We start from the raw sequence: 12,457 nt of genomic DNA on the forward strand, positions 1-12,457 counted from the left end.
TATGCGTAAATTGGGTGTATCTATCTATCCAGAGCATTCTACAATTAATCGAGATAAAGAATACTTAGATCTTGCTCACCGTTACGGATTTGAACGTGTTTTTACATGTTTGTTATCAGTACAGAGACCAAAAGAAGAATTGATGCAAGAATTTAAAGAGATCATCGGTCATGCCAAGTCTCTCCAGATGGAATTTATTTTAGATGTGGCTCCAGCTATCTTTCAACAACTGAACATTAGTTATGATGACCTTAGTTTCTTTGCCGAATTAGGAGCAGATGGAGTTCGCTTAGATCTTGGATTTGATGGTTTAAAAGAATCAAAGATGACTTATAACCCTTACGGATTAAAAATTGAGTTAAATATGAGTAATGATGTTGACTATCTTCCCAATATTTTAACTCATCAAGCAAACAAGGATTTATTATTAGGTTGCCACAATTTTTACCCTCAAAAATTTACGGGATTACCTTATCATTTCTTTATTTCTTGTAGTAAACGTTTCAAGGAGCAAGGAATTCGTACAGCTGCTTTTGTCACCTCCCAGCATGGAAAGATAGGACCATGGGATATTAATGATGGTTTATGCACATTAGAACAACATCGTTATCTACCCATTGATGTACAAGCAAAGCATCTATGGGCAACCCATGTCATTGATGATGTGATTATCGGAAATGCATACGCAAGTGCTGAGGAGTTAGCTCGATTAGGCTCCCTTCGGAGAAATGCTCTTGAATTAAAAGTTGAGTTTTTACCAAATACCACTTTACTAGAAAAAACAGTTGCTTTGCAGGAAGCTCATCTACGGCGTGGCGATATCAGTGAATATATGATTCGTTCGGTTGAAGTGCGAAAAAAGTATGCGCAACACTCTTTCCCTAGAAGGAAAAGTACTTCACAGGCAAGGGGAGATATATTTATTGGAAATGATACCTTTGGAAAATATAAAGGAGAGTTACAAGTTATTCTACAGGAGATGCCACCTGATGAGCGGAAAAATCTAATCGCCCGTGTAGTAGAAGAAGAACACTTTTTATTAGATTATATTCAACCATGGGGGACATTCTTTTTGGTCGCTGTGGAAGGGAAGGTAACACAGTGTTAGTTATAAAAAATGCACGTTTTGTTGACGAATCGATCAAAGATATCTTGATTGAAGATAATCGTATCCATGCGGTAGTCGAACAGTACCAAGGTGATGGAGAAATTATCGATTTAGAAGGTAAATCTTATATTTCAAGTGGGTGGATCGATCTTCACACACATGCTTTTCCAAAATATGCCCCATACTGTTCCCATCCTGACCTAATTGGATATTCAACGGGTGTGACTACCGTTGTTGATGCTGGAAGTACTGGCGCTAATGACATTGCTGAATTTTATGAACTATCCCGGAATTGCAAAACACGTGTCTTTGCTTTCTGTAATGTTTCAAAGATTGGTCTCAAACGTATTGATGAGTTAGCGGATTTAACAAATCTGGAATTGGAGCCCATTCGTAAATTATATGAAAAGCATCCCGACTTTATTGTTGGATTAAAAGCTCGGATGAGTGCAAGTGTAATCGGTGAGAATGGTATCACTCCCTTAAAAATAGCGAAGTCGTTTACAAAGCAACTCAAGCTTCCTCTCATGGTTCATATTGGGAGTGAACCTCCCAAAATTGAAGAAATCTTAGCAGAGTTAGAGTCTGGGGATATCTTAACTCACTGTTTTAATGGGAAAGACAATAATATTTTTCGCGATCAGGATTTTCCTCTTTCTGAATTGATAAGAGCTATAGAACGAGGAATCATTCTAGATATTGGTCATGGTACAGCTAGTTTTTCATTTCATATAGCTAAAAAAGCCATTACGGCAGGTGTTTTATTTGATACGATAAGTACAGATATTTATATGCGTAATAAAGAAAATGGTCCAGTCTATGATATGGCAACCACTTTAACTAAATTCTTAGCACTAGGTTATAGACTTGATAAAGTGATTCATGCAGTCACAGAGAAACCAGCACAGATACTTAAACAACCCCTACTGGGAAGAATTAGGCCTGGAAACTACGCTGATTTGACCATTTTTCAATTACAGGAAAAACCAATTAAATTGGTTGATTCGCACGGAGTCACGATGGAAGCAACACAAAGGGTTGTACCAACAGCTGTTGTACTAGGGGGTAAACATATTGAACTCACAAATAATCGGCCTTCGTAAAGTAATCAACGCAAGCGGACGAATGAGTATTTTAGGAGTATCTACCCTACATGATTCAGTTGTGGATGCAATTAGAGTAGGGGGACAGAGTTATGTAGAAATGGATGACCTGATTGAGAAATCAGGTCAAATCGTATCTAGCTATATCCAATCTGAAAGTGCGCTTGTTGTTAATTCAGCCTCAGCAGGGATTGCTTTAAGCGTTGCTGGATTGATCACGAAAAATAACCACTATTTGATACCCAAATTACATCAAGTTGCCCCTTTACTTAGTAATGAAGTTTTGATCTTAAAAGGTCACCATGTTGACTACGGAGCTCCTATTGAAACTATGGTGAATTTGGGAGGTGGACAGCTTAAAGAGGTGGGATATGCTAATGGTTGTTCGATACAGCAGCTAGAAGCCGCTATCCATAAACAAACCGTTGCCTTTTTATTTGTTCAATCTCATCATTGTGTACAGAAAAATATGCCTTCATTAGTAGAAGTTAGCGAGATTTGTCAGAAGAAATCGATCCCACTAATTGTTGATGCAGCAGCAGAAGAAGATTTTACCAGCTTTTCACATCTTGCAGATCTTGTGATTTTTAGTGGCTCCAAAGCATTAGAAGGTCCTACTTCTGGTATTATTGCAGGCAAGAATGAATACATCCAGTACATCAAATATCACTTAAAAGGCATTGGACGAGCGATGAAAGTAGGGAAAGAGTCGATTTTCGGCTTGATTCAAGCAATCGCAAATTATCAAACAAATAGGAATAATATAGATTCCCAACTTGCCCAACTCAAACAACTCGAAGTACTATCACAATTTGATGGGATTCAGGTAAGTATTCAATCCGATGAAGCTGGCAGAGAAATCTACCGTGCTCGCATTCATATTGATCCGAAAAAATCTCGTCTATCTGCTTTGCAAGTGGTTAAAAAGTTACGAGAGGGAGAGCCAGCAATCTATACTCGTGACTATCATGCCAATACAGGGCATTTTGACATTGATCCCCGCCCTTTGTTAAGTGGAGATATGGAAATGATTGTGGAAAAACTACAACAAATTTTAGGAGGGAAATAGAATGTCATTACATCCTAATTTTTATCGAGGGCGTGTTTGCCTTAATGTTTTGGCTAAGGATATTGAAAATGCTAAAGAGATCGTAGAGGTAACAGAGGGACATGTTGTTATTGGAGTATTATCCAAAAATTATGCAACTGTCGAAGAAGCAATTGAAGGAATGAACGCTTATGCAGTAGAGATTGATAATGCCGTTTCTATTGGCTTGGGGTCAGGAGATCCAAATCAATGGAAAATGGTTGCTGAAATTTGTAAAAAATTTAAACCTCAACACGTCAATCAGGTATTCACTGGAGTCGGATATACCAGAGCCCTTGTCAGTAATGATGAAACCTTTATCAATGGCCTCGTCTCACCAACAGGTCAAATCGGCTGTGTGAACATTGCTACAGGTCCAATTAGTTCGCAACAAGAGTCTGCAACAGTTCCAATTGAAACAGCAATTGCCATGCTCAAAGATATGGGTGGAAACTCCATTAAGTATTTTCCAATGAGAGGGTTAGAAACAAAAGAGGAGTATCAAGCAGTTGCAAAAGTCTGTGCAGCGGAGGATTTTTATTTGGAACCCACTGGTGGACTAGACCTAGCCAACTTTGCAGAAATTCTTGAAATTCCCCTGCGAGCTGGAGTCAAAAAAGTGATTCCACATGTCTATTCATCGATTATCAATAAAGCTACAGGTAAAACAAAAATCGAAGATGTACAAAAGCTATATAAAACCATCAAAAGATTGGTCGATCAATATGCGTAATCAAATCTTAGCACTTGGCGAAGTAATGATGAGATTAGAAGTCCCCCATTTTCAAAAGCTAAAGCAAAGTCGAACCTTAGCATATTCTTTTTCTGGAACAGGCGTCAATGTATTAAGTGGATTAAGCCATTTGGGTCATGAGGTCGCACTTGTCTCATCACTACCAAATAATCCCTTAGGTGATGCAGCTATTTCGTATATACAATCTCTCGGGATTTCAACCTCCTATGTCATCCAACAAGGGAATTACATAGGTATGTATTTTTTAGAGAAAGGATATGGACTTCGCCCTTCAACAGTCACTTATACGAATCGACTGGAGAGTTCTTTTTGTCAGTCCGTTATCACAGACTATGATTTGGATGACATTTTCACCCATGCTAAAGCAATCCACATTTGTGGCATTAGTTTAGCAATCTCATCATCTGTACGAAATCTAGTCTTTTCATTTGCCGAGGAAGCAAAGCGTAGAGGAGTACAGATTGTATTTGATTGTAATTATCGACCGAAGTTATGGAAAAATGGTGAGTTAGCAAAACCTTGGTATGAACGGATGTTATCACTGGCAGATATTTGTTTTATGACAGAAAAAGATGCCATCGGAATTTTAGAAATGCAGACAACAGGTACAACACGCCAAGAACAAATTGAAGACTTAATCCCACGTGTGATACAACAATATCAAATCCAAACTATTGCTGGTACCATACGTACAGTCATGTCCATTGAAGAGCATCAGCTTCAAGGGTTTTTGTGGCAAAATAACTCGATCACTTATTCAAAGCCTTATTATTTCAAAGTATTGGAACGGATTGGTGGAGGAGATGGTTTTGCCAGTGGTCTCCTACATGGAATTCTTAGTCAATATCCTCCTCATAAAATGATTGAATTCGCAACAGCAGCAGGAGTCTACGCACATACTACGTGTGGTGATTCTCCGATTGCTACCATCGATGATATTTATATGTTAATGAATAATGAATCGGTAGAGTTAGATCGGTAGTTTTAGATCAAGAAGGGGGTTGTCTTAGAAGGCAAACCCCCTTCTTGTTTTCTCATTAAAACTGACGAAAATTTAATATAAATTGAGACCATTTGGTTGCTTGTCATTTCCTTTTAAGGTTACAAAAAAATACTGGATTACCTCAGTCCTTAGAAAAAAAGTCAATAAAGCATTTTTATTTATTCATCTTGCAGTCATTGCAAGAGTTGCCTCACAGGTCATCCATATGCATGTGAGAATTTTTTTGAATTGAATTTCATTGGAGATAGTCCCAATCCACCTCAACGAATCCGGAAGAATGGGAAATACCTTACCACTTTTTTTGGGCAATCTTCCTTTGGAACATATGCACTGACTGGTGAACGTAACGTGGTAAAAGTGGACAAAGATGTAGATCTAAGCATCCTTGGTCCTTTGGGGTGTGGTATTCAGACTACTTGATATCCGCGATAAGAATGGGGAGATGGTCACGGATCATCTTTAGTTTATACAAAAGGCTTTCAGGCGTTACATTTACAAAAAGGAGCTATGGGCTGGAGAGTCAATGTGTTTAAACCAATAGAAAAAGACTATAAACTAAGCCATCCAACTAAACTTAGGAAAATACAATTATCTGACTTGGTCGACTAGTATGTATCCACTGATTGCTTTTGATTGATTTCTCAAAACTATAGTTAACTTCTCTTATAGAGACACAAAAACAAAAGGATAAAATGACATTTTTAGGTAAAAACACACCTAAAAACCGCTTCAAACCCCTCGAAAAGGGTTACAAAACAAATATTTTGTAACCTAATATGATAAACAGACATTTATGGCATAAAAAAACAACCGTTCAATCAATTTTAGAAAGTATGTTCGTAAGATATTGAATGATGATTACGAAAATTAAATGCAAAAAACTACTAAGATACATTCGAAAATTCGGTTGGACAAAAAAGTGTTGTTTACTCTTCATCTTAATAAATTACAAATATTGAATAAATTATTTTTTTGTAACGTTATTTTTTGATTGACTGAATAAAATGATATACTCTTTATTCTTGAATATTGAAGAGAATTATTCAAACAAATACCCTGTTGCCGAAGTAATCATAAAATAGCCAATTATTAATAGGATCATAATCATAAGTTGCATTTATAAATGCAATCCATAATCCCTATCAAGAAGTACCTTCGGGACCATTATCAATCGGGGCAACAGATATCACAACTGCAGTCCGGTTGCCCTCTGTACTTTCTTATTTTCATAGCTTATATCCTAAAGTTAACCTATCCTTAATGACTGGATCAACCGAAGAGCTTGTAAACGATGTATTAAAATATAATTTAGATGGTGCATTTATCACTGATCCTATTGACCATCCTAAAATTATTCAAGAGCCCTTAATAGAGGAGGAATTAGTTTTAATTATTGGAGCTTCGCATCCTCCAATTCAAACATTAAAGGATTTGAAGAGGCGTACCATTCTTATATTTCGATCAGGATGTACATATCGCACTAAGTTAGAACAATGGCTACGTGAAGAAGGAATCTTTCCATTGAAGAAAGTGGAATTTGGTACCATTGAAGGGATGTTAGGATGTGTTAAAGCAGGATTAGGAGTGGCTCTTGTTTCAAAAAGTATTGCAACACAACTAGAGAAAAGCGAATTTATAACCTGTTACTCTGTACCTGAAAAGTATAAACATGTTACAACTATCTTTATTAGACGGGATGATATTCCAGTATCGAATGCTCTGAATAAGTTTTTGAAAGCTACAAAAGAGTGCTTTAAAGACTTAGATATGACCAACAGCCTTTAAATATAAAAAGTGGAGTGAAAACGTTAGGAGTTCACTCCACTTTTTTAGCATATCTATGAATATTTCGTATTTAAACCCATCTGGTATCTAATCAAAAATTAGATAAAAAATAAGACGCCATTCAGCGTCTTAAATATAAGTCCTACATATCACGGAGCCCAGAGCTTTAACAGCTTTACCTAATTTCACATAATATTTCTTAATTGCTCTGTTTAACCCCTTTTTTCACCTTTGCAGAAGATTTAGGATGATACATAAATAACCAAACTCCGAGAATTGATAAAATGCCACCTATTAGATGAAAGGGTGTAATTGCTTCATTGAGTAGGAAGTACGCCAAAATTGTAGATCCAACTGGTTCTCCTAATATACTCACAGAAATTGTGGTTGCATTTACATACTGCATTAACCAATTAAATAAACCATGCCCGAAAATTGTAGGAACTAGTGCAAGTAAGAGAAAAATTCCCCATTCTCTTTCTGGATAGTCAGTCATATCGGTTCCAGTACATAAGTTGTAGCTCATTAATACTATACCTGCAATAGAAAAGACAATCACATTGTATATAAGTGGTGATATCTTTTTATTTAGGTCTTGTCCAGCCAAAACATAAACAGAGACGGCGAGAGTTCCAAGTATTGATAAAACATCTCCATATAAAGCTGTTGAGGAAAGCTCAATATCTCCTAACCCAATACAGAAAGTACCGAGAATTGCGACTCCCATACTAACTAACCCTTTGAAACCGGTACGCTCTTTATAAATAAAATACGCACCAATCATCACAAAAATAGGTTGTAATACTAATAAAATAGTAGAACTAGCCACGGATGTATATTTAAGTGAACTAATCCAAAACAAAAAATGTAAGCCAAGAAAAATCCCAGCCCAAAGGATCGCCCAACCCTCACGCCTCGTAATCAAGCGAAGCTGTATCCAATGTTTTTTACGCAAAAATGGAAGCATAACCAATGTAGAGAAAAATAAGCGATACATCCCCATCACTGCTGCAGGAGCCTTAGACCATTTAATAAAAATAGCAGAAAATGAAACTGCAAGAATCCCTATCCATAATATCAAACTAGGTGGTACTGGACATTGTTTTTCTGTGTTCATGTTTTATTCCGCCATTACCTATTTTTGAAATTAGACTATGATGTTTATTAGATTTTTACTGTATTCATTTTGCCACCTAATACAATGAAGTGTCAATTAATTCTATATTCTAACTCATATAGAGAGTGCTCCTTGCAATTTTTAAATAAATATTTCAGAAGCAACAAATTATATTTAAAGTCGAAAAAATGGAGCAAACCTACCAGAGTTTACTCCATTTTTGAGCTAAGAGGATAAATATTTTTCTCTAAGTATTTTTTTATCTACTTTTCCAATTGTGTTTCTAGGCATTTGATCGATGAATTGAACTTCTTCTCCACACTTAAAGAGTGCTAATCGGCCATAGCAATATTTGAGAATATCTTCTTTCCGTAGATCAGAGTTTGGCTCTTTTACAATAAAAACACGTGGTGCTTCACCTAGCTTATCATCTGGAACACCAACAACAGCAACCTCTTTAACTCCTTTTAGTGCTAGTAAAATAGCTTCTACTTCTGCAGGATAAACGTTTTCCCCACCACATACAAACATATCTTTCAGTCGATCAACAACAGTCAAATAACCATCTTTGTCTATTTTCCCAAGGTCACCTGTGTATAACCATCCATCTTTTAGAGCCTTAGCTGTTTCCTCTGGATTATCCCAATAACCTATAATACTATGTGATCCCTTTAGCGCGATTTCCCCTACTTTTCCAGGTGGTAAGACTTCCCCAGTGATTGGACTTACAATTTTAGCTTTTGTGAAGTGGATTTCTCTGCCCATGGTATGACATTTATCCATTCCCATTCGGTCTGATCGATAGGCTGTAGCAATTCCATGTTCTGTGCAACCATAAACTTGAAGAATTGAAATTCCAAACTCATGATATGCACGAATCAGCTCCTCAGGAACAAACGTTCCTCCACTACTAATAAAACGAAGCGAACTAATATCCCGTTCTATCCACCCAGGCACTTGATACATGACTTTTAACATAATCGGAACAGCTGTCATCATTGTTATTCGCTCTTTTTCAATAATCTCCCAAGTATAGACTGGATTAAATTCCGACATTGTAAGCATAGTCATTCCATGAAGCACGCTCATTAATGTAATTATTAAACCACTTATATGAAACAATGGGAGCGGAACTAAATATCGATCACCCTCACGATATGATCCACTTAATAATGACCCTAATGCATTTTCAAATAAACTAACATGACTATGCACGACTCCTTTTGGTCTACCTGTTGTTCCAGATGTATAAATAATAACAGCTGGGTCAATCGGTTGTATATCACAGAAGGGCTCTTCGGAACTTCCTTGATCTATAATTGTATGTAAATGAAAATCGTCTAAATTATTTTCGTTTCCCATATTGATCATAAAATGAATAGAAGAAATTTCTCTTAGTCTATCACAACACTCTTTATAATCTTCATCATAAATCACTACCTTTGCTTGACAGTTTTCAAGCATATAACATAGCTCTTCTACATTTAAGCGAGTGTTTAAAGGCACTAAAATAGCTCCTATTTTCCATAATGCATAATAAACTATCAGCATATCCTGGCAATTTTTACTTAAGATGGCTACACGATCTCCAGATTGAACTCCTAGGTTAATTAGTCCATTGGCTAACTGATTAACACGAGTATTCAGCTCTTCATAAGTACTACGATTCTGTGGATCTACAATTGCTTCTAAATTAGGAGTTACCCTTACACGGTCTACTAATAAGTTTCCTAACAACATACAAAAAACCCCCTATTTTATATTATCAAATAATAATTATCCATATATAAAATCTGTTTATAGGGCATATAAATAAAAAACCATTAAATATAAAAATTCGTTAATCTAAATGAACTTAGGAATTAAGCTGATTTTCCTCAAGCATTTGATCTGAATAAATTGGTTATTAATGTACATTGACTATTACCAAATATAAACCCATAATATTATTTATAAATTAACTATTATGAATATATTGGAAATATTATTATTTTATTAGAAAATAATGTAGTATAATGATTAAATAATTCTAAATACTCCTACCGCCAGGGGATATTTTGTAACTTTAATTTTTAGAGTTTATAAGGTTTTTATATGGATTCCTTTTTCTTAATAGTCGATCCCCATTCGATCGAATAGGGATCAGCTCTAATTGAAATATGGTATTGTTCTAAATATTCAATGGATACCAACAGCTGCAAATGCATTGGTTACTGTTTGTACTTCTTGTGATCCTGCTCCATATAATGCTGTAGCTGCTTGAATACATGCACTACGGGCTGCTGAAAAATCGGAATTCGAGTATAAATAATCTAGATTTGCTTTATGGAAAATTTTCGCCATTTTTGCCCGCCCTATACCTTGTACAGTTACATTATAATGACTACCGCCATCAGCCATTAAATATGCTGCTTTATTGATAATCCCACTATTGATATGGACACCGCCATTGTCTTGTGTAGTATTAACATACTTGCTCATATGATCTGGTTGGTTATAGCGTGTTGGATTAGCTAAATCACGGATTACATAGTTGATATCTTCCCCCATTAACCAATCATTTGAATCTACATCAGATGCAATAATATCAGATATAGCCTCGTTGAGTGCACCTGACTGATTCCGGTAGATTAGTTGTGAGGCATCAGAACTTGATGTTACACCATGTGTCATTTCATGAGCGATTACATCCAAGCCAGCAGAAAATGGTGTATATCCATTTTGTGATCCTCCATCTCCATATACCATCTGTCTACCATTCCAAAAAGCATTCATATAGTTTCGTCCATAATGGACAGTAGAGACGAGTGAAGTGCCACGACCATCATAACTATTTCGATTGTGTACATTTTTATAGTAATCATATACTTTCGCTGCATAGTAGTGAGCATCTACTGCTGCCGGATCATTAAAAGTCGTCGTACGACTTGCAACTAAATAACCGGGGATCGAAGAACCATTATTTGCCGTATAGGTTTGGATACCTCCTCCACGTGTTTGATCCCATAACACATATTGTCCTTGATATGAGGAGACCTCAAAAGTTTTGGTATCACCATGGACCCCTCTCCCCGTACCAGTTACATGATGAGCGGAGTTAAATTTATCCACAACTTGACCTGTAGTTGCATCTACAAAGTAATGCCAGAATCCTGGCTCTGGATATAAGGTAGATGCTTTAACAATATAGACTAAATGGTATTTATTATCGGAAAAGTATATATAAAGATTGGCTTCTGGAGTTCCATCAAATTTATCCACTTTTAAGTCCTTTTTAACTACTTCAATTGCCTTATCTTTTTTAATAGAAGCTTTGGTCGGGATATTTTGCGTGGAGAGATCACTAATAACTTGTCCAAAATAAGAAGTAACTTGATTATCTTTATCTACATGAACGGTTTGATCAGCACCATAAACAGGGATACCTTGGTATGTTTGCTGAACACGATAGTGCGTAATACCTTTCTCATCTTTTTTCTTTGTTTTAATTTTAAATTGGTTTTTAGCATCACCTTTTAACTTGAAAAGATCTTTCTTCGTATTAAAGTAAGACCATACCACTTCTTCATTTTTTACATTCTTTGGGGCTCTCCATACTTCACCAATGTACTTTGGTGTCTTATATTTTGCATTATATTGGATCTTCTCATCCTTTGGGGCAGCTGATACCGAAGTAGTGAAAGCGGTAGCTCCAAGTAACACAAATGATAGAGTTGCATGAACTATTAAACGCTTTTTCAACTTAACTCCTCCTAATAATTAATTTATTATTAAATTTAATTATATTTTCATTTAATAATAAATTAATGTCAATGTATATTTATAGGATTAATAGGATTATATGTTAATCTTATTAATAAGAATGTATTTTAATTAATTGAATAATTCAATAATTAAATAGAATAATAAAATATATGAGATAATTTCGAATCACTTTATAAATTAATCTCCTAATTTTTAATAATTCGCATAAAGGGCGGGCATAAAAATAAATATATTATGAAAATTATGAAGTAAATTTGATTTTAAGCGTTTATGCGTTAAATCAGAAAAATATAAATAGAATAAAGAAAAGACGAGAATCAATAGAATTAAGAATCTCGTCTTTTCTTTAAGGCTTCATTGATCTCCATTAGTTAAAACAGAGCTTATCTTATCAGGCAAGGTTCATGAAATTGTTTCCCAAAAGAAACAACTTGCACAGTTAGCAAATGATATTTATTCAGAGTATTTTCCTCTTAAAGAGCCTGTTGGCCATCCTCTGAGTTATTATCGTTGGCTTTCTATCAAGAGAATCATGATGCCTTACAGTTGGAAACGGATTTGAAAATGCACGGGATTCGAGCTTTTCATTCTGATCGTTTTCTTAGCGGGCAGACTACACCTAATCAGTATTTGCGTATTGCGCTATCTTCTACACACTCATTAGATGAGTTGAAAATAGGGTTAGAAATACTAAAACAGTATCTTGGCTAATTCAAGAAGTACAAGGGTATGTGA

The 12,457-nt window shown here is 35.7% G+C and carries 10 protein-coding genes and 1 pseudogene; 8 read left to right on the plus strand and 3 right to left on the minus strand.

The window, feature by feature from the left end:
* The first annotated feature begins 1 nt into the window (after nt 1).
* The 7 genes from DL897_RS10625 to DL897_RS10655 all read left to right on the plus strand — a co-directional run bounded on the left by DL897_RS10625 (nt 2) and on the right by DL897_RS10655 (nt 6,840).
* Entirely contained in the window at nt 2-1,108 is a 1,107-nt protein-coding gene (locus tag DL897_RS10625) for a DUF871 domain-containing protein (RefSeq protein ID WP_113659128.1), read from the plus strand.
* Nucleotides 1,102-2,211 (plus strand): amidohydrolase/deacetylase family metallohydrolase, encoded by a 1,110-nt coding sequence (locus tag DL897_RS10630; protein ID WP_240627375.1) that lies wholly within the window; start codon nt 1,102-1,104, stop codon nt 2,209-2,211. The genes DL897_RS10625 and DL897_RS10630 overlap by 7 nt, the downstream gene beginning before the upstream one ends.
* A complete protein-coding gene (locus DL897_RS10635; RefSeq protein WP_113659130.1) occupies nt 2,183-3,280 on the plus strand; it encodes a DgaE family pyridoxal phosphate-dependent ammonia lyase in 1,098 nt (365 codons plus the stop codon). The genes DL897_RS10630 and DL897_RS10635 overlap by 29 nt, the downstream gene beginning before the upstream one ends.
* Before the next feature lies 1 nt (nt 3,281).
* Nucleotides 3,282-4,031, plus strand: coding sequence for a 2-dehydro-3-deoxy-phosphogluconate aldolase (gene dagF / locus DL897_RS10640; RefSeq protein WP_113659131.1), 750 nt, complete (start codon nt 3,282-3,284; stop codon nt 4,029-4,031).
* Nucleotides 4,024-5,034 (plus strand): sugar kinase, encoded by a 1,011-nt coding sequence (locus tag DL897_RS10645; RefSeq protein WP_113659132.1) that lies wholly within the window; start codon nt 4,024-4,026, stop codon nt 5,032-5,034. The genes dagF and DL897_RS10645 overlap by 8 nt, the downstream gene beginning before the upstream one ends.
* 249 nt (nt 5,035-5,283) lie before the next feature.
* Complete coding sequence (locus tag DL897_RS10650; protein WP_206186514.1) at nt 5,284-5,475, plus strand: hypothetical protein; 192 nt, start codon at nt 5,284-5,286, stop codon at nt 5,473-5,475.
* 708 nt (nt 5,476-6,183) lie between these two features.
* Entirely contained in the window at nt 6,184-6,840 is a 657-nt protein-coding gene (locus DL897_RS10655) for a LysR substrate-binding domain-containing protein (protein ID WP_276308583.1), read from the plus strand.
* Nucleotides 6,841-7,039: 199 nt separating this feature from the next.
* On the opposite strand, the gene DL897_RS10660 is transcribed toward DL897_RS10655, so the two are convergent.
* The 3 genes from DL897_RS10660 to DL897_RS10670 form a co-directional block, all read right to left on the minus strand.
* The gene (locus DL897_RS10660; RefSeq protein ID WP_113659134.1) at nt 7,040-7,957 is read right to left on the minus strand and encodes a DMT family transporter; all 918 of its coding nucleotides are present in this window, start codon (nt 7,955-7,957) and stop codon (nt 7,040-7,042) included.
* 225 nt (nt 7,958-8,182) lie between these two features.
* Nucleotides 8,183-9,697 (minus strand): class I adenylate-forming enzyme family protein, encoded by a 1,515-nt coding sequence (locus DL897_RS10665; protein WP_113659135.1) that lies wholly within the window; start codon nt 9,695-9,697, stop codon nt 8,183-8,185.
* A gap of 438 nt (nt 9,698-10,135) precedes the next feature.
* Nucleotides 10,136-11,698, minus strand: coding sequence for a M4 family metallopeptidase (locus DL897_RS10670; protein ID WP_113659136.1), 1,563 nt, complete (start codon nt 11,696-11,698; stop codon nt 10,136-10,138).
* Nucleotides 11,699-12,092: 394 nt separating this feature from the next.
* On the opposite strand from DL897_RS10670, the pseudogene DL897_RS19060 reads away from it, so the two are divergent.
* Nucleotides 12,093-12,433 (plus strand): annotated as a pseudogene (locus DL897_RS19060) (aminotransferase-like domain-containing protein); the annotation flags it as partial.
* Nucleotides 12,434-12,457 lie beyond the last annotated feature (24 nt).

Source organism: Thermoflavimicrobium daqui (genome assembly GCF_003313465.1).
GTDB classification, from domain to species: domain Bacteria; phylum Bacillota; class Bacilli; order Thermoactinomycetales; family Thermoactinomycetaceae; genus Thermoflavimicrobium; species Thermoflavimicrobium daqui.